General features: G+C 66.0%; 16 protein-coding genes and 1 pseudogene. 13 read left to right on the top strand and 4 right to left on the bottom strand.

The window, feature by feature from the left end:
* Positions 1-17 precede the first annotated feature (17 nt).
* Both AC1RHV_RS00225 and AC1RHV_RS00220 read left to right on the top strand, forming a co-directional pair.
* On the top strand, positions 18-1,547 hold the full coding sequence (locus AC1RHV_RS00225) for an AMP-binding protein (protein ID WP_119449391.1): 1,530 nt from the start codon (positions 18-20) through the stop codon (positions 1,545-1,547).
* Positions 1,544-2,272 carry a GntR family transcriptional regulator gene (locus AC1RHV_RS00220; protein WP_119449390.1) on the top strand — a complete coding sequence of 243 codons (729 nt, stop codon included), beginning with the start codon at positions 1,544-1,546 and terminating at the stop codon, positions 2,270-2,272. The genes AC1RHV_RS00225 and AC1RHV_RS00220 overlap by 4 nt, the downstream gene beginning before the upstream one ends.
* 15 nt (positions 2,273-2,287) lie before the next feature.
* On the opposite strand, the gene AC1RHV_RS00215 is transcribed toward AC1RHV_RS00220, so the two are convergent.
* Positions 2,288-3,256: a LysR substrate-binding domain-containing protein gene (locus AC1RHV_RS00215; RefSeq protein ID WP_492299584.1), complete on the bottom strand. Its 969-nt coding sequence runs from the start codon at positions 3,254-3,256 to the stop codon at positions 2,288-2,290.
* A 92-nt stretch (positions 3,257-3,348) separates the two neighbouring features.
* Between AC1RHV_RS00215 and AC1RHV_RS00210 the strand changes: the two genes are divergently transcribed.
* A complete protein-coding gene (locus tag AC1RHV_RS00210) occupies positions 3,349-6,960 on the top strand; it encodes an ABC transporter ATP-binding protein/permease (protein WP_192327265.1) in 3,612 nt (1,203 codons plus the stop codon).
* Here AC1RHV_RS00210 and AC1RHV_RS00205 read toward each other — a convergent pair.
* A complete protein-coding gene (locus AC1RHV_RS00205) occupies positions 6,932-9,514 on the bottom strand; it encodes a penicillin G acylase (RefSeq protein ID WP_492299583.1) in 2,583 nt (860 codons plus the stop codon). The two genes, AC1RHV_RS00210 and AC1RHV_RS00205, sit on opposite strands and share 29 nt — an antisense overlap.
* Positions 9,515-9,667: 153 nt before the next feature.
* On the opposite strand from AC1RHV_RS00205, the gene AC1RHV_RS00200 reads away from it, so the two are divergent.
* Positions 9,668-10,597, top strand: coding sequence for a LysR family transcriptional regulator (locus AC1RHV_RS00200; RefSeq protein WP_054456525.1), 930 nt, complete (start codon positions 9,668-9,670; stop codon positions 10,595-10,597).
* Here the strand turns inward: AC1RHV_RS00200 and AC1RHV_RS00195 are convergent.
* Positions 10,575-12,002: an MFS transporter gene (locus tag AC1RHV_RS00195; RefSeq protein WP_175214454.1), complete on the bottom strand. Its 1,428-nt coding sequence runs from the start codon at positions 12,000-12,002 to the stop codon at positions 10,575-10,577. The genes AC1RHV_RS00200 and AC1RHV_RS00195 overlap by 23 nt on opposite strands.
* Before the next feature lie 15 nt (positions 12,003-12,017).
* Here AC1RHV_RS00195 and AC1RHV_RS00190 point away from each other — a divergent pair.
* Positions 12,018-12,709 (top strand): annotated as a pseudogene (locus tag AC1RHV_RS00190) (TetR/AcrR family transcriptional regulator).
* 29 nt (positions 12,710-12,738) lie between these two features.
* Here the strand turns inward: AC1RHV_RS00190 and AC1RHV_RS00185 are convergent.
* Entirely contained in the window at positions 12,739-13,647 is a 909-nt protein-coding gene (locus tag AC1RHV_RS00185; protein WP_054456522.1) for a LysR substrate-binding domain-containing protein, read from the bottom strand.
* A gap of 139 nt (positions 13,648-13,786) precedes the next feature.
* On the opposite strand from AC1RHV_RS00185, the gene AC1RHV_RS00180 reads away from it, so the two are divergent.
* From AC1RHV_RS00180 to AC1RHV_RS00145, 8 genes are all read left to right on the top strand, one after another.
* Positions 13,787-14,182, top strand: a complete 396-nt coding sequence (locus tag AC1RHV_RS00180; protein ID WP_054456521.1) for a RidA family protein — start codon at positions 13,787-13,789, stop codon at positions 14,180-14,182.
* A 1-nt stretch (position 14,183) separates the two neighbouring features.
* The gene (locus AC1RHV_RS00175) at positions 14,184-15,326 is read left to right on the top strand and encodes an NADH:flavin oxidoreductase (protein ID WP_054456520.1); all 1,143 of its coding nucleotides are present in this window, start codon (positions 14,184-14,186) and stop codon (positions 15,324-15,326) included.
* Between the two features lie 52 nt (positions 15,327-15,378).
* A complete protein-coding gene (locus tag AC1RHV_RS00170; protein WP_054456519.1) occupies positions 15,379-15,891 on the top strand; it encodes a sigma-70 family RNA polymerase sigma factor in 513 nt (170 codons plus the stop codon).
* Positions 15,888-16,856, top strand: coding sequence for a FecR domain-containing protein (locus AC1RHV_RS00165; protein ID WP_192351950.1), 969 nt, complete (start codon positions 15,888-15,890; stop codon positions 16,854-16,856). Before AC1RHV_RS00170 ends, AC1RHV_RS00165 begins: the two co-directional genes overlap by 4 nt.
* A gap of 239 nt (positions 16,857-17,095) precedes the next feature.
* The gene (locus tag AC1RHV_RS00160; protein WP_492299582.1) at positions 17,096-19,474 is read left to right on the top strand and encodes a TonB-dependent siderophore receptor; all 2,379 of its coding nucleotides are present in this window, start codon (positions 17,096-17,098) and stop codon (positions 19,472-19,474) included.
* A gap of 56 nt (positions 19,475-19,530) precedes the next feature.
* A complete protein-coding gene (locus tag AC1RHV_RS00155) occupies positions 19,531-20,421 on the top strand; it encodes a LysR family transcriptional regulator (protein WP_054456516.1) in 891 nt (296 codons plus the stop codon).
* A gap of 243 nt (positions 20,422-20,664) precedes the next feature.
* A complete protein-coding gene (locus AC1RHV_RS00150; protein WP_492299581.1) occupies positions 20,665-21,648 on the top strand; it encodes a DUF1852 domain-containing protein in 984 nt (327 codons plus the stop codon).
* A gap of 27 nt (positions 21,649-21,675) precedes the next feature.
* Positions 21,676-22,704 carry a methionine synthase gene (locus AC1RHV_RS00145; protein ID WP_118933039.1) on the top strand — a complete coding sequence of 343 codons (1,029 nt, stop codon included), beginning with the start codon at positions 21,676-21,678 and terminating at the stop codon, positions 22,702-22,704.
* The last annotated feature ends 48 nt before the right edge of the window (positions 22,705-22,752 follow it).

Below are 22,752 nucleotides of genomic sequence, written 5' to 3'. Positions count from 1 at the left end.
TCAACCCAGAGACCGCCATGCATCTCAGCTCTCTCTTTCACCGCAGCGCCACTATTTACGCCGATCAGCCCGCGCTGGCCGCCGGCACCCGCGATCCCCTCAGCTACGCCCAGCTTCAGGCCCGGGTGCAGGCGCTGGCCGGCTGGCTGCGAGGCCCGCTGGGCCTTTTGCCCGGCCAGCGCGTCATGCTGGCGCTGCGCAACCACCCCAGCTACATCGAATCGATGCTGGCCATCTGGCACGCCGGCCTCTGCGCCGTGCCGGTCAACGCCAAACTGCATCCCAACGAACTCGAATACATCCTGCGCGACAGCGATGCGCGCCTGTGCCTGTCGCAAGGCGAATTGCTGCAGGCGCTGGCGCCCGTCGCCCGCAGCTTGCCAGCGACGCGCGTGGTGGACGTGGAGTCGGCCGAATACGCGGCCGGCGCCCTGGGCCAGCCCTTGCCCCTGGAAACGCGTCCGCCCCAGGACCTGGCCTGGCTGTTCTATACCAGCGGCACTACCGGCAAGCCCAAGGGCGTCATGCTCAGCCATGCCAACCTGGTCGGCATGTGCCTGAACTTCTATGCCGACGTGCAGCCGGTACAGCCCGGCGACGCCATGGTCCACGTGGCGCCGCTGTCGCACGGCGGCGGCCTCTACAGCATTCCGTACTGGCTGCACGGCGCCTTGCAGATCGTGCCCGACAGCGGCGGCCTGGACGAAGAAGAACTGTCCGGGCTGCTGACGCACTACCGCAACGTCAGCCTGTTCGCCTCCCCCACCATCGTGCAGCGCATGGTGCGCCACGCCCGTCAGGCAGGCGGCCCGCCGCCCGGCCTGCGCACGCTGATCGTGGGCGGCGCGCCGTTCTACATCGAAGACATCAAGGACGCGGTGGCCTGCTACGGCGCGCGCGTGGCGCAGATCTACGGACAGGGTGAAAGCCCCATGTCGATATCGGCCTTGTCCGCCGTCCAGATCGCCGACGCCGTGGCCCGCAACGATGACGCGCTGCTGGGCTCGGTGGGGTACATCCAGTCGGCCATGGACGTCGAAATCCGCGAGGCCTCCGGCCGGCCGGCAGCCCCTGGCGAATTGGGCGAAGTCGTCGTCAGCGGGCCGACCGTAATGCAGGGCTACTGGAACAATCCGCGCGCCACCGCCGACACGCTGGCTGGCGGCTGGCTCCATACGGGCGATATCGGCATCCTGGACGAACGCGGCCTGCTGCACCTGAAGGACCGCTCCAAGGACGTCATCATCAGCGGCGGCACCAACATCTATCCGCGCGAAGTGGAAGAGGCGCTGATGCGCCACGATGCCGTGCAGGAGGTCTCGGTGGTCGGCAGCCCCGACCCCGAATGGGGCGAGTCGGTGCTGGCCTTCGTGGTGCTCAAGCCCGGCGCCCGGGCCTCCGAGCAGGATCTGGACCGACTCTGCCTGGAATCCATCGCGCGCTTCAAGCGCCCCAAGCGCTACGTCTTTCTGGAGGAGCTGCCCAAGAACAGCACCGGCAAAGTGTTAAAACGCGAACTCCAACAACGCGCGCTTCCGACTCCATGACCCAAGCTTTCCCCCTCTTTGGCCGTACCGCTGTCAGCCAGACCGAAAAGGCCTATTGCGCCCTGGAGGAAATGATCGTCACCGGCGAACTGCCGCCTGGCAGCCAGTGGTCGGAAACCACCCTGAGCGAACGCGTCGGCATCGGCCGCTCGCCGGTGCGCGACGCCCTGCAGAAGCTGGCGTTCCAACGCCTGGTGGAAATCGCCCCGCGCCAGGGCATCTTCATCTCCGAGATCGACTACCAGGGCCAGTTGAAGATCATTCAGGCGCGCCGCGAGATCGAACGGCTGATCGTGGCCCAGGCCGCGCAGTGGGCCGACGACGGCGAACGCGCCGAATTGACGCAACTGGCCCGCGAACTCGAAGACCTGAAGGCCGTCAACGACATGCGCATGTACATGCGCCTGCATTTCACCCTGACCAGCCAGATCGGCGCCGCCTCGCGCAACAGCTACGCGGCAGAGTTCCACGCCATGCTGCAGACGCTGGCGCGGCGCTTCCTGTACTTCCACCAGAAGCGCCATCCGGACCTGGTGCAGATCTGCGAGCTGCATATCCAGCAAATCAACGCCATCGTGGAGGGATCGGTGGAGCGCGCCATCGCCACGGCGGAGGCGCGCAACGACTATGCCGAGAACCTGGCGCGCAACATCCTGATGGAGCTGATCGTCACCTCGGCGGTCACCATCAGCAAGCCGCCGCGAGGCCGCAGCGGCGCGGACTGACGCCCGGGCGCGGTCTCAGCGCCCGGCGTCCGCCAGGTTCTGCCAGGCGCCGGTGCTGCGCCCCTCTTCCGCCAGGAACTCCACCAGCGTCGGCAAGGCGGCGTCCATCGGCCGGTTGGCCTGGATCCGCATCACGTAGCCCCAGGAGCCCGGCATGCGCAGGTGCGGCACCAGGGGCACCAGCCGGCCGCTGGCCAGTTCCTCGTCAATCAGCGGCGCGCGGCCCAGCGCGATGCCGACCCCGGCAGCCGCGGCTGCGGCGACCGTGCTCAGGCCGCTCAGCACCATGGGTTCCTGCCAGTCGGATTCGGCCAGGCCCAGCCGCGGACTCCAGGTGCGCCAGTCGGTCTCCGGGCTGTCGACGTGCTTTTCCTCCAGCCAGCGATGGCGCAGGAACACGCCAGGATCGCAGCGCTCGGCCGGATCGACCAGCGACGGACTGCACACGGGCACCACGGTTTCGGTCATCAACGGGATGTCGCCGGGCTCGGCGATATGCGGCCCCATGGCGCGCACGTGCAGGAACGCCAGGTCGATGTCCTGGCTTTTCCAGGCCGGGTCCTGGCTGGCGTGCAGGTACACCTGGATGTCGATGCCGGGATGCAGCTCGATGAAGCGTCCGATGCGCGGGGCCAGCCACATGGCGGCCAGCGACGGGTTGGCGGAAACGTTCAGGGTATTGCGCCGTTTGCCCCGGGCGGAGGCCCGCACGTTGCGGCAGGCGGTCTCCAGCAGGGTCAAGGCCTGTTGCACGGATGCCAACAGGTCCGCGCCCGCCGCGGTGGTTTCTGCGCGGCGCACCGTGCCGCCGCGGCGCAGCAGCGCCACCCCCAGGTCCGCCTCCAGCGCCCGCAGTTGATGGCTGACGGCGCTCTTGGTCACGTGAAGTTCGGCGGCGGCGCGGCTCAAGCTGCCCAGGCGGGCTACGGCCTCGAAGGCGCGCAGGGCCGCCAGGGGCGGCGTGTGGTTGGGAAGATCGGCCATGGGTCAAGTCTAGCTCAACCCTAGATTGAAAAACTATCGCTATCGCCGGGTCGCGGGATCGGGGACCATGCAAGCACTGAAAGGAGTTTGCTATGTATTTCGATTCGCGCCTTTGGCAGTTGACGGCGGGCTTGCGCGCCAGCATGGCGGGCGGCATTTTCCTGGGCCTGCTGGCCCTGGCCGCCGGCATCGCCCGTTACGTGTTCCTGGGCCAGTTGCTGGCCCGCGTATTCGATGGCGCACCGTCGCAGGACTGGCTCGCGCCGGCGCTGTGGGCCGCCGCCATGGTGCTGCTGCGCGCCTTCCTGGACCATTGGCGCACCGTGCAGGCCAACCGCTGCGCCGCCACCGTGCAGCATGCGCTGCGCGCGCGGCTTTATGACCGCATCGTGAGCCTGGGCCCGGCCTGGTTCGCCAACCAGCGCACGGGCGGCGTGATGCTGACGGTGGTCGACGGAGTCGAGCAGTTGCAAGCCTTCTTCGGCCAGTACCTGCCGCAAGTCGCGATCGCCGCCGCAGCGCCCTTCGCCATCTTCGCCGTGATCGCGTTCTGGGACGTGCCCACCGCGCTGGTGTTCCTGGCGGCGGCGCTGTTCGCGCTGTTCGGCCCCATGGCCGTGCACATGCTGGACCGCCGCGCCAGCCTGGCCCGCAGCAAGTCCCTGAACGATTTCGGCGAGGACTTCCTGGACGCCGTGCAGGGCCTGCCCACGCTGAAGTCCTATGGCCAGGGCAAGGCCTGGGGCCAGCGGCTGGCCGCCCGCGCCCGCAGCCTGTCCGACAACACCTTCTGGGTGCTTTCCGTCAGCCTCTTGACGCGCGGCATCAGCGACCTGGGCGTGGCCCTGGGCGCGGCGCTGGCGCTGACGCTGGGCGCCTGGCGCGTGGCCCACGGCGACATGAGCGTGGAAGCCCTGCTGATCGTGCTGATGGCCGGCACCGAGATCTTCCGCCCGCTGCGCGACCTGCGCTCGGTACTGCACCGGGGCATGCTGGGCCAGTCGGCCGCCGCCAGCATCCATGCGCTGACGGATGCGCAGCCGCTGACACCCGCCCCCGCCGCCGGCGGCAAGACCCCGGGCCGGCTCGCGCCCACCATCGAATTCGACAACGTGGCGTTTTCCTACACCCCCGAGCGCCGCGCCCACCAGGGCTTGAGCTTCCGGATCGCGGCGGGCGAACGCGTCGGCGTGGTCGGCCCCAGCGGCGCCGGCAAGTCGACCATCGTGCGCCTGCTGCTGCGCGAATGCCTGCCCCAATCCGGCAGCATCCGCATCGGCGGCCATGACGTGAACGAACTGGATACGCAGGCGCTGCTTTCGCACATCGCGCTGGTAAGCCAGGACATCACGCTGTTCCATGGCACCATCGACGACAACCTGCGGCTGGGCCGCCCCGACGCCACCCCCGAACAGGTGCGCGCCGCCGCCCGCGCCGCCAATATCGACGACTTCATCATGGCGCTGCCCGAGGGCTACGCCACCCGCATCGGCGAGCGCGGCCTGCAGCTGTCCGGCGGCCAGCGCCAGCGCGTGGCGATCGCCCGCGCGCTGTTGCGCGACGCGCCCATCCTGATCCTGGATGAGGCGCTGTCGTCGGTGGATACGGAAAACGAAGCGCTGATCCAGCAGGCGCTGGACCGCCTGATGGCCGGCCGCACGACCTTGATCCTGGCCCACCGCCTGGCCAGCGTCATCGGCGCCGACCGCTGCCTGGTGCTGGACCAGGGCCGGGTCGCGGAGGAAGGACCGCACGCAGAACTGATGCGGCAAAACGGCCTGTACTACCGCCTGATGCACGAACAGGCGGCCGCGCACCGCAATCCGTCGGCGGGATCGCCTGCCTCCGCCGCTGCCGTCCCCGCGGAAACGACCGACCGCAACGCCTCCGGCGAAGAATCCGGCGCGCAAGGCCCGGCCCTGCGCTCGCTGGACGCGGACGCGGTCCAGGTCGGCTGGCGCGCCACGCTCGGCACCCTGCTCTCGGTGGTCCGGCCGTGGCGCGGCACGCTGACCGCCACGATCCTGCTGGGCGTAGCGCGGGTCGCGGCCTACATCGGCGTGGGCGTGTTCAGCGCGCTGATCGTCGCCGCCATCCGCGACGGCCGCGACTACTCGGCCCTGATAGCGGGCCTGCTGGTCGCCGCGCCGCTGGCCGCGCTGTTCCACTGGCTCGAATCCTGGCTGGCCCACGCCATGGCCTACCAGCTGCTGGCCGACATGCGGGTCAAGCTCTACGACAAGCTGGAGCGCCTGGCCCCGGCTTACCTGTTGCAGCGCCGCTCCGGCGACCTGGTGGCGCTGGCCACCCAGGACGTGGAAATGGTGGAGTACTTCTACGCGCACACCATCGCCCCCGCCATCGTCTCGGTCCTGGTGCCGCTGTCGGTGCTGGGTTTCCTGGGCGTCTACAGCTGGCCGGTGGCGCTGGCGCTGCTGCCCTTCCTGGCCTATGCGCTGGTGTCGCCGGTGCGCGGACGCCGCAAGGTCGACGCGCTGGGCGACAAGGCGCGCGAGGCGCTGGGCGAGATGAGCGCCCACACCACCGACACCATCCAGGGCCTGGCCGACCTGACCGCCTTCCAGGCCACCGGCCGCCGGCGCGATGAATTCCTGCGGGTGGCGGACCATTACCGTACGCGCCGCCTGGACATCCTGGACGACCTGTCGCGCCAGACCGCGGGCTTTGAAATCGCGATGGGCCTGGGCGGCCTGGCGGTGGCCGTCGTGGGCGCGCTGCAGGTATCGGCCGGCGCGCTGTCGGCCGGCATGCTGCCTTTGCTGGTGCTGATCGCCCTGGCGACCTTCTTGCCAGTCTCCGAGATCTCGCAGGTCAGCCGGCAATTGGCGGACACCATCGCCGCCACCCGCCGCCTGCACGTGGTCGCCAACGAGCCCGAACCCGTGACCGACGGACCGCTGCCGGCGCCCGTCTCCGCCCACGGCCTGTCGCTGGCCTTCGACCACGTGAGCTTCGCTTATCCAGGCAAGACCGCGGACACCTTGCGCGACCTGAGCTTCAAGGTGCCGGCCGGCGCCACCGTGGCGGTGGTGGGCGCATCGGGCGCGGGCAAGAGCACCGTGGCCAGCCTGCTGCTGCGCTTCTGGGATCCGCGCGCGGGACAGGTCAAGCTCGATGGCGTGGACCTGCGGGAACTGCAGCTGGACGGCCTGCGCGAACGCGTGGCGCTGGTGACGCAGGACACCTATCTGTTCAACGACACGCTGGAAGGCAACATCCGCCTGGCCCGCCCCGAAGCCAGCCCCGAGGACCTGGCGCGCGCGCTGGAACAGGCCGCGCTGGCGGACTTCGTGCGCGCCCTGCCGGAAGGCCTGGCGACGCGCGTGGGCGAACGCGGCATGCAGCTATCCGGCGGCCAGCGCCAGCGCATCTCGATTGCCCGCGCCTTCCTGAAGAACGCGCCCGTGCTGATCCTGGACGAAGCCACCTCGCACCTGGACACCTTGTCGGAAATGCAGGTGCGCGGCGCGCTGGACGTGCTGATGCGCCATCGGACCACGCTGGTCATCGCGCACCGCCTGTCGACGATACGCGATGCCGACCTGATCCTGGTGCTGGATCGCGGCACGCTGGCGGAGGCCGGAACGCACGACCAGTTGCTCAGGCGGCAAGGGGTCTATGCGCGCCTGGCCAGCCACCAGGGCGGCTACGCCGTCAATAGCGCAACGTCTCTACCGACTTAGCATTGGCGCGCACTTCCGCATCCGTGAACCAGACCCGCTTGTTGCCGAAGCTGGTGTACAGGTCGAACTGGTCGCGGATGTGGGGCGACGGCGTGCCGTCCGGGGCGACAAAACCGCTTTGCCCCGGCGCCACCACGTCCACCGCGCGCACGCCTTTGCCATCGAACACCGTCATGTTGTTCTCGGTGCCGCGGTTCTGCGTGGCCGGAAAGCTCAGCACCGCCTTGTCATCCGCCTGCGGCACGCCCAGGAAATTCTTGGGCGCGAACACCATGGGCGGCGCGGGTATGCGCCAGCTTGCCGGATCCTGGCCGTAGGTCTTCTGCAAGGCCGCCAGCGCATCGTCCAGCGCGGCCAGGCTCACGTCCCGCGGCCGCTGGCCATTGAAGAAGTCGTACTTCTGCGGCACGCCCGAATCGCGGCCGGCCAGCGCGTTGAACAGCGCCTTCACCCCCACCGTCAGGTTGACCGAACCCGTGGCGGGCGCCGCCTGTGTCGGATAGCCGGTGGCGCTGTACCACTTGAAAAAGTCCGCGGGCATCTCGTCGGCCAGCGTGCGCTTGAGCATGGCGCGCAGCCAGGCGTCCATCACGGCAGGTCCCGCGTTGTCGTAGTAGCCGGCCTGCTTGTCGCTGGTGGCCATGCCGTCCCAGGACGCCAGCCCCGCAACCAGCCCGGCCCGCGCATCGTCCGCCGGCAAGCCCTGCACCGCCTGCTGCAGATACGGCAGGAAGTGGCGGCGGTTGACGTCGGCATAGCTGGTGGTGCGGATCAGGTCCCACATCTGCTGCGCGCTGACCTTGCCGCCGTTGGCCGTCATGGCTTTCAGGCGGGTCTCGATCTCGGCGTAGCGGTCGGCCTGGCCCCACACGATGGCGAACAGGTCGGTGGACGGATAACCGCGCATGGGCTGGTTGTTCCAGTTGGCGATGAAGCCCTGGCGCGGGTTGTAGACCTGCGGATTGGTCGAGAACGGCAGCATGCCGTCCCAGTCCATCTCGCCCGTGCCCGGCACGGGCAGGCGCGGATCATGGCCCGGACGACGCTTGGGATAGAAGCCCGTGTGCGCGTAGCCGATGTTGCCCTTGTCGTCGGCGTAGTACCAGTTGATGGTCAGCGCGTGGCGCGCCGCCTGCTGCTTCCACTGGTCCCAGTTGCGCGACTGCGCCTTGTGGGTCCAGGCCATCAGCGATTGCAGCTCATAGCCTTCCCAGGCGCGCGCCTTGGCATAGGCCACGTGCTGCTTGTCGTCGAACTTGGTGACGATGCCGTGCACCGTGCGGTACACGTCCATCACCACCGGCTGCCCATCCTTGACCTCGATGAGCTCGGTGCGCTTTTCCATCGTCTTCCAGACGCCGTCGTGGAAGTAGCGGGTGCGGTCGTTCGGGTCGAGCTTTTCGGCGTAGATGTCCACGTCGTCGCCAAAGCCCGCGGTCGAGCCCCAGGTCACGTGCGCATTGTGGCCGAACAGGATGCTGGGGTAGGCGAACGGCGTGTTGCCCACCACGTCGAAACCCGCGCCGTGCAGGCCGATGCCGTAGGTGTAGGCGGGATTCCACCAGCCGAACTGCGGCCCGTTCAGCAGGATGGAACGAGCGTCCCTGGCGTGGTCGCGGCCCACGATCCACATGTTGCTGGTGGTCGGAAAACCGGCGATGCCCGGCTGCCCCGATTCCGCGAACTGCGCCAGCAGGCGCGCCGACGCGGCCGCGGGCGTCTCATCCAGCACGCCGCGCGTCTGCGGATCGCGCGCCACGCGTTCCAGCATGGGCGGCGTGCCGTCGTAGCGCGGCAGCGCATAGGACAGCCTGGCGGACGGCTTGGCGCCATCGGGCCGGTACACGCCCTCTTCCTCGGGCACGGTGGTGGGCGCGCGGCTGTCGGTCATCCAGCGCAGCTGGTTGAAGATCTGCATGGCGCGCTCGTCGCCATGCAGGTCCTTCAGGGCAGTCAGCAGCGCCAGGTTGTCGATCTCGCTGTTGGCATCGGAAAAACGATTGGCCATGGTGCCCACGAACACCATCGCCACGTCATAGGCCGTCCAGTCCGCGGGCTGGAAGCGCAGATCGTTGAATTCCTTGGGCATCAGGCTGCCGGGCTCGGCCCGCACCCGCGCGATCCAGGCGTTCATGCCGGCCGCATAGCCGTCCAGGATCTGCCGCTCGGACGCGGGCAGCGCGGCCAATTGGCGCTGGATGCGCTCAGGCGAGAAATTGCCGCGGATGGATTTGTCGAACGCCACCATGGGCTGGCCCAGCACCTCGGCCACGCGGCCCTGGGTACTGCGCCGCGCCATTTCCATCTGGAACAGGCGGTCCTGCGCCACCGCATAACCGTAGCCGTAGAAAATGCCGTACACGGTGTTGGCGTACACATGGGGCATGCCATAGCCGTCGCGCCGGATCGTGACCTGGCCGCTGGCCGCGCCGGCCGGACGCAACGCGGCCTCGGACTGCTTCTGATCGTGCTGCTGGACTTCCTGGGCATGGGCTTGGGCGCCCATGGCCGCGCAGGCCGCCAGGATGGCGGCCGACAACAAGTGCTGCTTCATTCGAATCTGTCTCCGTATTTGACGAGCCGCGCCGCGGTGCGAGTCCCGGGCACGGTTTGCGGCGCCTCTGCGGGCGCCGTCTGCGGACCATGATACGAACAGCCTATCTATAATTCCAATGCATTTATTTCATAGTATTTATGCGGCTTGGACATGGATTTCCAGAAACTCAAACACCTGCTGGCGGTGGTCGAACACGGCACTTACTCGCGCGCCGCAGAGGCGGTCAACCTGTCGCAACCGGCGCTCAGCCGCAGCATCCAGGCGCTCGAAGCCGAACTGGGCCTGCCCCTGCTCGACCGCGGCACCCGTCGCGTGCGCCTCACGCCCTACGGCGCCTGCGTGGCCGAACGCGCGCGCCGCATGCGCTTCGAAGAAGCGGAGCTGCAGCGCGAACTGAAAACACTGCACAGCGGCGAATCGGGCACGCTGTCCATCGGCCTGAGCCCGGCGCCCGCATCGCTGCTGCTGTCGCCCTTCCTGGCCCACATGGCAGAGCGCCATCCCCAGGTACGCGTGGGCGTCGAACTGGGCGCCACCGCCGCCTTGCTGGAAATGCTGCGCGACGAACGCATCGACGCCATGGTCTGCGACGCCCGCATGCTGTATGACGCGGCCGACCTGGAGACCCGCGCCCTGCCCCCGCTGCGCGCGGGCCTGGTGTGTCGCAAGGGCCATCCCATCCTTGCCCACAAGCGGCCCGGCATAGAACAGGTCCGCCAGTACCCCGTGGCATCCACCACTCTCAGCCCGGAAGTCTCGCTGCGGCTCGCGGAAACCCTGGGGCCGGGCGGCGCGCCGGAACAAATGGTCACCCACCGCTGCGAGAATCTGGACGCGCTGGTGGAACTGGCGCTGCGCACGGACGCCTTGCTGCTGGGCGTGATCTGCGTCACGCGGCAGCAGCAGGAAGCCGGGCTGCTGGTCGAAGTGCCGATCCCGTCCGACCCGCAGCGCCAGGGGCACTATGCGCTGGCCCGGCTGGCGGGGCGCACTCCGTTGACAGCACAGGATGCGCTGTATGAGTTCACCCGGGAATGTTGGAACGGATTCTTGGCGCCTATCGGCGCGTCGCCAGCCTGAAAAGGACGAGGCTGAGCAGCGCAGCCGCAATGTTGTAAAGCATGGCCGCCGCCAGCGCGCCTCCGTAGATCGATGCGCCGTCGCTGGCGGGCAAGCTCCCCGCGGCCTCAAGCATCGTGAAGATGACGCCGCCCACTACCGCCACGCCCGCGGAAGTCCCGACGACTTGCAAGGTGCTGAGCATGCCGGAAGCCATGCCGGCCTGTTCCTCCTGCACCGCCCCCAGAATGGCGTTGAATGCCAGCGGGATCACCAGCCCTTGCCCCGCGCCATTCAGCACCAGTGACGCCACCAACAGCGCCAGATTCTGGGGCTGCGTGGCGGCGGTAACCGCGGACAGCGCCAAGCCCGCGGTAAAGACCAGCACACCGAACAGCAGCGCCCCGCGTCCATAGCGGGTGGCCAGTTTCGGACCGGCAAGCGACGCGCCAAAGAACGCCAGCGCCGAAGGCGTGAACACGGCGCCCGCCGCCAGCGGCGCGAACCCCAGCCCGAACTGCAACAGCAGCGTCAACGCGAAGAAGAACGAACTGATGGCTGAAAAAAAGAAAAACACCGCGCCTATGCCTGCCACGAATGGCCGGTTGGCAAACAAGCCCATATCCAGCACAGGCACGCCACCGCGCCGGGCCAGCGCTTTCTCATAGCGGACGAAATACGCCAGCACACCCAACGCCAGCACGGGCCCCGCAAGCGACCACCAGGGCCATCCATGCTCTCGTCCCTCCATGACAGGCACCAGGATCAGGGCCAGCCCGGCAGCGCCCGCAAGCGCGCCGCGCAGGTCCACCCGCGTCGGAACCGGCGCGCGCCATTCGGGAAGCGCCCGCCGCCCCGCCAGCAATGCAGCAATGCCGATCGGGACGTTGATGAGAAACACCAGTCGCCACCCCAAGTCCAGCGGATTCAGCGTGATGAGCATGCCGCCCAGCAACTGTGAAATGCTTGCGGCCACGCCCTGCACCGCGCCCATGATGCCGAACGCGCGCCTGCGCGCCTCGCCCTCGAACACCACTCTTATCGAAGCCAGCACTTGCGGCATCAGCACGCCCGCCCCCACGCCCTGCAGGGCGCGCGCCAGGATGAGCTGCCACGGCGTGACCGCCACCCCGCATAACGCCGAAGCCACGGTGAACAGCCCCATGCCGGCCAGGAACAAGCGCCGCCGCCCGAACAGGTCGCCCAAACGCGCGCCATTGATCAGGCACAAGCCATAAGCCAAAGCGTAAGCCACCACGATCAGCTGCAAATCGGTATCCGATGCCGACAAGCCGCTCTGGATGCTGGGCAATGCGACATTGACGATGAAGAGATCCAGGATCGTCACGAAGTTGCCCGTCAACAGCACAGCGAGGGCGCGCCAGGGGCGGTTCTTTTCAGCTTGCAGCGCAAATTCAGCGTTCATTCTTCACATTTATATATGTACGATCGTATTTATAGTATCGTGAAAGAATGAAACCCGTGCAAGCAGAAAAACAAGGTCCGATGAAACCGTTGCCCCCCTCTCCCCCACCCGATGGCCGCCGCTTGCGCGGCGAGCGCGCGCGAGCCCGCGTGCTCGACGAAGCCGTAAAGCTCCTCTCCGTCGAAGGACTGGACGGCCTGACCTTCGGCCAGGTGGCCGACTTGGCTGAAGTGGGAAAAAGCAATCTTCAGGTTCTGTTCGGCGACAAGGAAAACCTGCAACTGGCGGCCTTGGCCCATGCGATAGGCCTGTACCAGACCCAGGTTGTCGAGCCAGCCATGCGCAAGCGCACGCCGCTGACGCGGCTGCGCGCCCTGATGAACGGCTGGTTCGATTTCGTGGGAACCCGCCAGCTTCCGGGCGGCTGCGTCATCACCGCAGTAAGCAGCGAATATCGTGCGCGTCCCGGCCCCTTGCGCGACGCCATCCAGCAATACCGCGAAGCAGGACGCACGCGTCTTTACGGATTGATCCGCGAGGCCCGGGCGCAGGGGCAAATCGCAGCCGACGCCGACGAGGCGAAACTGGTCATGGAGCTGCTGGCCTACCAGGCATACGCCAACGTCGCCGCCTCGATGGACGACCATGCGGAGTTCGGCCGCGCCAAGGCGGCTGCCATGGAAGTGCTTGCAAAAGCGGCTCGCTGACAACGGCGAACCCGTTCCGGCCAGACCGCCTACGCTTTCTTGCGGCCCGGTTCTTGCGCCGCCGCCTGCATGCTCAACCAATGCGCAACCGCCTGGACAGGCGCCGAGGGCGGCCGGTCGGCGGGCATGGCCAGATGGTAGGTATGCCCGGCGATCTCCGGGCCGAAGGGCTGCACCAGATGGCCCGCTTCCAATTCTTCGGCGATCAACGCCAGGCTGACCAGCGCCACGCCATGGCCGGCGACGGCGGCCTGTATGGCGTGGCCTTCATCGGAAAAGCGCAACTGGCCCGCCTGCCGCGGCAAGGAACGCTGCGCGACCGCGAACCAGCGCTCCCAGGTCGGATTGTCCGGATGGGACCACTTCCAGTTGAAACGGATCAAGGGCACGCCGGCCAGATCGTCCGGCGATGCCACGCCCAGCCGCGGATTCGCCACGGGCGCGAAGCGGTCCGTGAACAGCGGCTGCGCGACGAGGCCCGGATACGGCCCGCGGCCATAGCGGATCGCGATGTCGACCGCGGCCGATCGCAGATCGACCACGTCGTCGCTGGCTTGCAACTGCAGATCGATGCCCGGATGCTTGCTGCGGAAATCCGCCATGCGCGGCACCAGCCATTTCACCGTGAACGCGTTGGTCGCGGAGATGGTCACCTGCATCCGCGTGCGCTGCTGCGTCAAACGCGCCAGCGCCGCCTCGAAGGCATCGAAACCATCCCGCAGCACAGGATAGAGCTGTGCGCCCGCCTCAGTCAGCGACACCCTGCGCACGTGGCGATCGAACAGCGCCAGCCCGGTCTGCGCTTCCAACGCGCGGATCTGATGGCTGACGGCGGTCGGCGTGACGGCCAGTTCCTCGGCGGCGGCCTTGAAACTGCCCAGGCGCGCGGCGGCCTCGAATACGCGCAGTCCAGAGAGCGGAAGAGATCGGCGTTGCATGGTCATGGATGAGATTTTCTCATCTTATAGCTGATAAATGAACCTTTGTCAGCGTCCCGGCAGATTTCTACATTTACGGCATGGACCAGCGATTCTCGCGCTGATTCACAGATCAACCATAAATGAAGGAAATCGCATCATGCTACAGCGCGTCATCACCCAGCCCGACAACTACGAACCCTTCCTGCTGTCGCAAGGCATCCAGTTCGGCAATCTGCTGTTCATCTCCGGCCAGGCTGGCGCCGGCGATGACGGCAAGATCGTCGAGGGCGGCTTTCTGGCCCAGGGCGAACAAGCCTTCCTGAACTTGCGCCGCGCGCTCGAAGCCGGCGGCTCCAGCCTGAAGGACGTCATCAAGGTGACCATCTTCGTCACCGACATGGGGCACTTCCAGGACGTGGTCACGCTGCGCCGCCGCCACTTCTCGGCTCCCTACCCCGCCGACACGATCGCCGAGATCAAGGCGCTCTACGACCCGGCCGCCATGATCGAGATCGAGGCCATCGCGGCCGTCCGTCCGCAGGAGGGCCGTTGACATGGGCGCGCTCGACTATCGTACGAACGACGCGGCGCAGGCCGGACTGTTCACGCCGCTGCAGCTGGAAAGGGGCTTGACCCTGGCCAATCGTCTCGCCGTCGCCCCCATGACCCGCGTCAGCGCCACGGAAGATGGCCGCGCCACGCCGCAGATGGCCGATTACTACGCAGCCTTCGCGGCCGGCGGCTTCGGCCTGGTGATCACCGAGGGCATCTACACCGACCGGGCGCATGCGCAGGGCTACCTGTTCCAACCCGGCCTGACCGACGAGGCCCAGCGCGACGCCTGGCGCCCCGTGGTCGACCGTGTGCATGCGCACGGCGGCCGCATCATCGCGCAGCTCATGCACGCGGGTGCGCTGTCGCAGGGCAACCCATACCGCGGCACGACGAAGGGTCCCTCGGCCGTACAGCCCAAGGGACAGCAGATGGCGTTCTATCGGGGCGATGGGCCGTACCGGACGCCTGAAGCCATGTCGGACGTGGACATCGCGGAGGCCATCGACGGCTTTGCCCAGGCCGCGCGCCGGGCGCAGGAGGCCGGCTTCGACGGCGTCGAGATACACGGCGCCAACGGCTACCTGCTGGACCAGTTCCTCACCACCCACACCAATCTGCGCACAGACCGCTATGGCGGCAACCTGGACAACCGGCTGCGCTTGACGCTGGAAGTCATCCAGGCCGTACGCCAGGCTACGGGGCAGCGCTATGTCGTGGGCGTGCGCAGCTCCCAGGGCAAGGTCAATGACTTCACCCACAAGTGGGAAGGCGGCGAGGCGGATGCGGCGCAGATCTACCGCACGCTGGGCGCCCAGCCCATCGACTACCTGCACACGACCGAGTTCGAGGCCTGGCGTCCGGCTTTTGGAGATCAGGGCCCAAGCCTCGCGGCATTGGCGCGGCGGCACGTCGCGGTCCCGGTGCTGGCCAACGGATCGTTGCATGACCCGATGGCGGCCAACGGGATGATGGCGCGGGAGGAAGCGGACTTCGTTTCGCTCGGGCGCGGCGCGCTGACGCATGCCGATTGGCCCGCAAGATTGCGCGCGGGCGCGGCGATGGAGAGTTTTGATCGGGGGTTGCTGGCGCCGATTGCGGATCTGGCCAATGCGGCGCGGCATCGCGAGGCACGCCCGGAATGATGATCCTATACAATTAGCAATCATTCCCATTAGCGTTTGAACGGAAGCCCCCTTGCCTAGCGCCGACTTTGCCTCCTCCGACGATTTCGTCAGCCTGTATCGAGAGCATCACGGCTGGCTCGTGCAGATGCTGCGCCGCCGGCTCAGCGGCAACACCGAAAACGCCGCGGACCTGGCGCACGACACCTTCGAACGCGTCATGCGCAGCGAGTCGCGCGCGGCGTTCGCCGAGCCGCGCGGTTTCCTCACCACCGTCGCCAAGCGCCTCCTTATCGACCAGTCGCGCCGCCGCGCGGTGGAACAGGCCTATCTGGAAACGCTGGCCTCGCGCAGCGAGGCCGTCGAGCCCAGTCCCGAAACGCATGCGCTGGTGATGGAGGCGCTGAACGCCGTATGCCGCATGCTGGAGCAGTTGCCGCCGCGGGCGCGCCGGGTCTTCGTGCTGGCGCAGGTGGAAGGCCTGCCCTACCGCGACATCGCCCAGCAGCTCGACATTTCGGTGGCGGCCGTGCAGCGCGACATCGTCAAGGCCTGGGAGCATTGCTACGCGGTGCTGTACGCATGAGCGCCGCCCAAGCCGAACGGCTGCATCCCGACATCATCAAGCAGGCGGCGCTCTGGATGATGCGGACCGGGGACGCGCCCGATGCGGCCACGCAAGCCGCCTGTGCGGCTTGGCGTCAGGCAGACGCGCGCCACGAACTGGCTTGGCAGCGCCTGCAGGGCATCGGGCGCGAGGTCCACACCATCAACACCGGCAAGGTGTCCGAAGGCGCCGCCAGCCAGACCATCCTGCGCTACTGCGAGCAGCGTTCGCGCCGCAGCGTCATGAAATGGGCCGCGGGCGGCATCTGCCTGGGCACGCTGGCATGGGCGGGCGCGCGCGAAGGCTGGTGGGAAGGCAGCACCGTCTATCGCACCGCCACCGGCGAGCAGCGGACCATGACCCTGCCTGACGGCACCCTCCTGACGCTGAACACCGACACTGCCGTGGCGTTGCGCTACGACGCGCAGCAACGCCGCGTCACGCTGCGCAGCGGAGAAATCCTGATCGCAACGGGCGCGGATGGCGCCGGACGCCCCTTCAGCGTGCAGACCCGGCACGGCCTGCTCACGCCGCTGGGCACGCGCTTTACCGTCCGCCAGCTGGACGACAGCGATGGCTCGACGCGGCTTGCCGTCTTTGAAGGGGCTGTGCGCGTGGATCCCGCCGGGCGGGTCGTGCATGCCGGCGAACAGGCGGAATTCGACGGACGCACGCTGGCCCCCGCAACCCGTGTCGACGGCACGGAGCCTGCCTGGGCCGCCGGCATGCTGGTCGCGAACCGCATGCGGCTGGACCAGTTCCTCGCGGAACTGGGGCGCTACCGCGTCGGCATCCTGCGTTGCGACCCCAGGGTGGCGGACCTCGAAGTCACCGGGGCGTTCCGCATCGACGACACCGACCGGGCGCTGGAAGTCCTGGCCGGCGTGCTGGACCTGAGGCTGCGATACCGCACGCGCTACTGGGTCAGCGTCGATCGCGCCTGACGTGCAGAGCCTCAGCCTGGGCGGTCTTCCAGGAAATTTGTAACGACGGCGAAGATTTTCGGATGTGGTTCGTTAGACATAGAGACAGACCCGAGGCGCCCGCGGTCTGGCCTTACCCATCGACGAACCAGGAAGCCCTCATGGCAGCACGCCATACACCCTCTACTCTTGCCGCGCCCCAGACCCCCGGGGCAGTCCCGGCGCGCTTGCGCCTTGCCGTCCATCTGGCCTTGGCCGCAATGACCCCGCTCGCCGCGCCCGCCGTGTCCTGGGCCCAGCCCGCGGCCGCGCAAGGGGTCGCCTTCGCCATCGCCCCCACGACGCTGGACGAAGCGCTGGGCCAGTTCGGAGTCGCCGCCAACGTCACCGTGGCCGCGTCGCCGACACTGACCCGCGGGGTGATGACGCAAGGGCTTACCGGCCGCTACACCGCGGAACAGGGCCTCACGCGCCTGCTCGCAGGCACGGGCCTGCAAGCCGTGGCCAACGCCAACGGAGAGGGTTATCACCTGCGCCGCATTCCGCAGGGCGACGCGACCACGCTCGCGCCAGTCACGGTGACCGGCATCGCCGACCCGGCCGTCACCGAAGGCACGGGCAGCTATACCAGCGGGTTCGTGACCATAGGCAAGGGCGAGCAGACCCTGAAGGAGATTCCGCAGTCGGTCACGGTGGTGACGCGCCAGCGCATGGACGACCAGAACGCCAACACGCTGGACGACGTGCTGGCCAATAGCACCGGCATGACGCTCTACAAGAGCCCGATGGGCGGCAACTATGTGTTCTCGCGCGGCTTCCGCGTCGACAGCTACCAGTTCGACGGCGTCAACCGCGCGTTCTATTACCCCCAGGCCAACAGCTTCACCAGCAGCACCGTGATCCTGGACCGGGTCGAAATCATCCGCGGCGCCACCGGCCTGCTGCAGGGCGCCGGCTCGCCCAGCGCCGCGGTCAACCTGGTGCGCAAGCGGCCGCTGGCCGAAAACCAGGTGCAGTTGTTAGCCAGCGGCGGCTCCTGGAACAACTACCGCGCCGACATCGATGCGACCGGCCCCTTGAACGCGTCGGGCTCCCTGCGCGGACGCGCCGTGGCCAGCTACAACGACCGGGACTACTTCTACGACAACGCCGACAGCCGCACCGGTGTGCTGTATGGCGTACTCAGCTACGACCTGGGCCCCGCCACCACCTTGACCGGCGGCGTCAGCTACGAAGAACTGCGATCCACGCCGTTCTTCCACGGCCTGCCCCACTACACCAACGGCGACGACATCGGGCTGAAGCGTTCGACCTCGCTCTCGCAAGACTGGAACCGCTGGAACGGCAAGCAGACCACCGTGTTCGCCGAGCTTGCGCACCGCTTCAACCAGGACTGGTCGCTGAAACTCACCGGGACTTCCACCCAGGAGTCCAACGATTCCAAATACGCCTTCACCGAAGGCGCGGTCAATCCGGCCACCGGACTGGGGCCGACGATGTACGCCGGCATCTTCGATTTCTCCACGCACAACAAGGCGCTCAACCTGGATGTGGACGGCGCGTTTGAGGCGCTGGGCCGCAAGCATTCGATCAGCGTGGGCGCCAGCATCAACGAACTGACCAGCAAGAACGATTTCGCGACCGCGCGCCTGAACCGCGCCGTAAACGTCTGGGATCCGGATCACCACGTGCCCGAGCCCACCGACGACTGGTTGCGCGAGAATGCCTACCGCGGCGCCGCGACCGTCATCACGATGAAGCAGACCGGCGTCTACGGCGTCGGCCGCTTCAAGCTGGCCGATCCGTTGACGCTGGTGGCGGGCGCCCGCGTCAGCTGGTACGAGAACACCGGCAAGTACCGCGACGACGGCAAGCAGTACACCGACCCCTACAAGGAAAACGGCGTCGTCACACCGTACGGCGGCCTGATCTACGCCTTCAATCCCCAGTGGTCCGGCTATGTCAGCTTTGCGGAAATCTTCGAGCCGCAGAACGCCGTGGACGCGTCGGGCCAGATACTCGACCCCATCATGGGCAAGAACTACGAAGCAGGCATCAAGGGCGAGCTGCTCGACGGCCGGGTCAACGCCTCGCTCGCGCTCTTCCGCGTCGACCAGAAGAACCGCGCCCAGCAAGACCTGGTCAGCGCATGCACCGTGGGCGACATCTGCTATCTGTCCAGCGGCAAGGTGCGCAGCCAGGGCGTGGACGCCGAAATCAGCGGCGAGGTGGCCCCGGGCTGGCAGCTGTTTGCCGGCTACACCTTCAACACCCTCAAGTTCCTGGACGACACCGAGGTATCGAGCACCAACTTCGGCCGCACGGTAACGCCCAAGCACATCCTGCGCCTGTGGTCCGACTACCGCCTGCCCGGCGCATGGTCGGCGTGGACCGTGGGCGGCGGCGTGAACTACCAGACCGGCAGCTACACGGAAACCCGCTCGGTGCGGGTCTCGCAGGCGCCCTACGCCGTCTGGAATGCACGCATCGGCTACAAGATCAACAAGAACTGGTCGGCGGCATTGAACGTGAACAATCTGTTCGACAAGACCTACTATCAGACGATAGGCGCGCCGGGCTGGGGCAGCTTCTACGGCGAGCCCCGCAACGCGACGCTGACGGTGCGCGGGACCTTCTGATAGAGCGAAACGATTAAGTAAAATGGTTTTATCTCAATAAACCATGAATTTTCATCATGCTTGATCGTGTCCATCTATCCATCGTGCAGGAGGTCGAAAAGCAGGGTTCGCTGACTGCCGCCGCTGGCGTCCTGCACGTGACGCAATCGGCCCTGAGCCACAGCATGAAGAAGCTGGAGCAGCAACTGGGCACCGACATCTGGCTGCGCGAAGGCCGCAGCCTGAGGCTCACGCAAGCCGGCCAATACCTGTTGGCGGTGGCCAACCGGGTATTGCCGCAACTGACCCTGGCCGAAGAACGACTGCGCCAGTTCGCCCAGGGAGAACGCGGGTCGCTGCGCATCGGCATGGAATGCCATCCCTGCTATCAATGGCTGCTGAAGATCGTCTCGCCGTATCTGGCAGCCTGGCCGGATGTGGACGTGGACGTGAAGCAGAAATTCCAGTTCGGCGGCATCGGGGCGCTGTTCGGCTACGAAATCGACCTGCTGGTCACGCCTGACCCGCTGAACAAACCCGGGCTCGTGTTCGAGCCCGTGTTCGACTACGAACAAGTGCTGGTCGTCGCCGGCAACCACCCTCTTGCCCGGGAGGAGTACGTCACTCCCAAACAGCTTGCCAACGAGGTACTGGTGGCTTATCCGGTGCCGGTGGACCGGCTCGACATCTACAACATGTTCCTGACGCCGGCCGGCATCATACCCAAGCGCCACAAGGCCATCGAGACCACCGACATCATGCTGCAAATGGTCGCCAGCGGCCGTGGGGTGGCGGCGTTGCCGCGGTGGCTGGTGCTGGAGTACGCGGACACGATGCATGTGGTGCCAGTCCGCTTGGGCAAGAAAGGCATTGCCAAACACATCTATCTGGGTGCACGCGAGGCAGATATCGGCATCGACTATCTGCGCGCGTTCATTGAACAAGCGAAAAAGCCTGCCACGGCTTGATTCGCGGCTGCGGCTGCTCGTCAGGCGGTCTGATCTTCCGGCAGATCGGCCGCGCGCTCATCCATGAATCAGACTAATTGATCCATTAGATCAATTCACTTTTATTCATGGATTGCCCGACATAAACTACGCCCCCTGTACCGCCAAAGTCAAGACTGCTGAACAAAGAAAGAAAACAGGCAGCGCTGGAAAAGCAGGAAATAGACGCGGGTTTTATCTCAGGATTCAGGGCAGCAGAGCACCATGAGTAAAGAGTTTGCATTTGCCATCAAGAGCATTTGTTTCGATGAGGACTATCGTCCTTCAGACAATACGCGGATCACAACCAACTTCGCCAATCTGGCCCGGGGCACGAGTCGCCAGGAGAACCTGCGCAACACCCTCCGGATGATCGACAACCGCTTCAATGCCCTGGCGCATTGGGACAATCCCAAGGGCGACCGCTACGCCGTCAACCTTGAGATCATTTCCGTCGAGATGAGCATCCCCGGCGCAAGCAGCGGCAGTGCCCTCCCCTTGATCGAAATACTGAAGACGAGCATCGTCGACAAGAAGACCAACGAACGCATCGAAGGCATCGTCGGGAATAACTTTTCCTCGTACGTGCGGGATTATGACTTCAGCGTGCTGCTGCTGGAACACACCAAGAACCAGCCGGTATTCAGCGCTCCAGAGAACTTCGGAGACCTGCACGGGAAGCTGTTCAAGTGCTTTGTAAATTCAAGCACTTACAAGCAGCACTTCAGCAAGCCGCCCGTGATATGCCTGAGCGTATCGAGCAGCAAGACCTATCATCGGACTGAAAATCAGCACCCCGTACTGGGCGTTGAATATCAGCAGGATGAATATTCCCTGACTGACGAATATTTCAAAAAAATGGGCATGAAGGTCCGCTACTTCATGCCGCCGAACAGCGCCGCGCCTTTGGCTTTTTATTTTTCCGGCGATTTGCTGAGCGACTACACCAATCTGGAGCTGATCAGCACCATCAGCACGATGGATACCTTCCAGAAGATATACCGGCCAGAGATCTACAACGCGAACTCCGCGGCAGGAAAATCCTACCAGCCCAGTTTGAAGCATCAGGATTATTCCTTGACCCGGATTGTCTACGATCGAGAGGAACGTAGCCAATTGGCTATCGAGCAGGGAAGGTTTGTCGAGGAACACTTCATCAAACCGCACCAGGCGATTCTTGAGCAGTGGTCCGCCAACTACCCTCTTTGACCAATCAAAAATATCAAGGCATCTATTGTGAAAAAATTGCTCCCTACTTCCACTGCCGGCAGCTTGCCTAAACCCTCCTGGCTTGCTGAACCCGAGAAACTCTGGTCGCCCTGGAAATTGCAGGACGAGGGCTTGGCCGAAGGCAAGCAGGATGCGCTGCGTCTGTCGCTGCAGGAACAGCAGCACGCCGGCATCGATATCGTCAGCGATGGCGAACAAACGCGTCAGCATTTCGTGACGACGTTCATCGAGCACCTGGAAGGCGTGGACTTCGAGAACCGCAAGACCGTCAGGATCCGCGACCGCTACGATGCGAGCGTGCCGACGGTTGTGGGCGCCGTGGCGCGCCGCAAGCCGGTGTTCGTCGAAGATGCCAAGTTCTTGCGCCAGCAGACCAAGCAACCGATCAAATGGGCCTTGCCGGGTCCCATGACGATGATCGATACGCTTTACGACGGCCACTATCAAAGCCGCGAAAAGCTGGCGTGGGAATTCGCCAAGATTCTCAATCAGGAAGCCAGGGAGCTGGAGGCCGCGGGTGTCGACATCATCCAGTTTGACGAGCCCGCATTCAACGTGTTCTTTGACGAGGTGAATGATTGGGGCGTGGCCACGCTGGAAAAGGCCATTGAAGGGCTCAAGTGCGAAACCGCCGTCCATATCTGCTATGGCTATGGCATCAAGGCCAATACGGATTGGAAGAAGACGCTGGGATCGGAGTGGCGGCAATACGAAGAGGCTTTTCCCAAGCTGCAAAAATCCAGTATCGACATCGTCTCGCTGGAATGCCAGAACTCGCGCGTCCCTATGGATCTGATCGAACTCATCCGGGGCAAGAAAGTGATGGTGGGCGCCATTGATGTGGCAACCAACACCATTGAAACTCCCGAGGAAGTCGCCGACACCCTGCGCAAGGCGCTTCAGTTTGTCGATGCCGACAAGCTCTATCCTTGCACCAACTGCGGCATGGCTCCCTTGTCCCGCGCAGTCGCACGAGGCAAGCTGAGCGCCTTGAGCGCCGGCGCGGAAATCGTCCGCCGGGAACTCTCGAACTGATTCCCAGGCGGAAATGGTCGTCGCGCGGCTCGCGACGACCAAATCGAG

It is taken from the genome of Achromobacter sp. GW823-FHT04E03 (genome assembly GCF_058796095.1).
This window is presented reverse-complemented; position numbering and strand designations above follow the sequence as displayed.

Excerpts from the sequence above, each read along its gene's own strand:
- AC1RHV_RS00225 (WP_119449391.1), top strand. The coding sequence starts at position 18 with ATGCATCTCAGCTCTCTCTTTCACCGCAGCGCCACTATTTACGCCGAT.
- AC1RHV_RS00220 (WP_119449390.1), top strand. The coding sequence starts at position 1,544 with ATGACCCAAGCTTTCCCCCTCTTTGGCCGTACCGCTGTCAGCCAGACC.
- AC1RHV_RS00215 (WP_492299584.1), bottom strand. The coding sequence starts at position 3,256 with ATGGCCGATCTTCCCAACCACACGCCGCCCCTGGCGGCCCTGCGCGCC.
- AC1RHV_RS00210 (WP_192327265.1), top strand. The coding sequence starts at position 3,349 with ATGTATTTCGATTCGCGCCTTTGGCAGTTGACGGCGGGCTTGCGCGCC.
- AC1RHV_RS00205 (WP_492299583.1), bottom strand. The coding sequence starts at position 9,514 with ATGAAGCAGCACTTGTTGTCGGCCGCCATCCTGGCGGCCTGCGCGGCC.
- AC1RHV_RS00200 (WP_054456525.1), top strand. The coding sequence starts at position 9,668 with ATGGATTTCCAGAAACTCAAACACCTGCTGGCGGTGGTCGAACACGGC.
- AC1RHV_RS00195 (WP_175214454.1), bottom strand. The coding sequence starts at position 12,002 with ATGAACGCTGAATTTGCGCTGCAAGCTGAAAAGAACCGCCCCTGGCGC.
- AC1RHV_RS00185 (WP_054456522.1), bottom strand. The coding sequence starts at position 13,647 with ATGCAACGCCGATCTCTTCCGCTCTCTGGACTGCGCGTATTCGAGGCC.
- AC1RHV_RS00180 (WP_054456521.1), top strand. The coding sequence starts at position 13,787 with ATGCTACAGCGCGTCATCACCCAGCCCGACAACTACGAACCCTTCCTG.
- AC1RHV_RS00175 (WP_054456520.1), top strand. The coding sequence starts at position 14,184 with ATGGGCGCGCTCGACTATCGTACGAACGACGCGGCGCAGGCCGGACTG.
- AC1RHV_RS00165 (WP_192351950.1), top strand. The coding sequence starts at position 15,888 with ATGAGCGCCGCCCAAGCCGAACGGCTGCATCCCGACATCATCAAGCAG.
- AC1RHV_RS00160 (WP_492299582.1), top strand. The coding sequence starts at position 17,096 with ATGACCCCGCTCGCCGCGCCCGCCGTGTCCTGGGCCCAGCCCGCGGCC.
- AC1RHV_RS00155 (WP_054456516.1), top strand. The coding sequence starts at position 19,531 with ATGCTTGATCGTGTCCATCTATCCATCGTGCAGGAGGTCGAAAAGCAG.
- AC1RHV_RS00150 (WP_492299581.1), top strand. The coding sequence starts at position 20,665 with ATGAGTAAAGAGTTTGCATTTGCCATCAAGAGCATTTGTTTCGATGAG.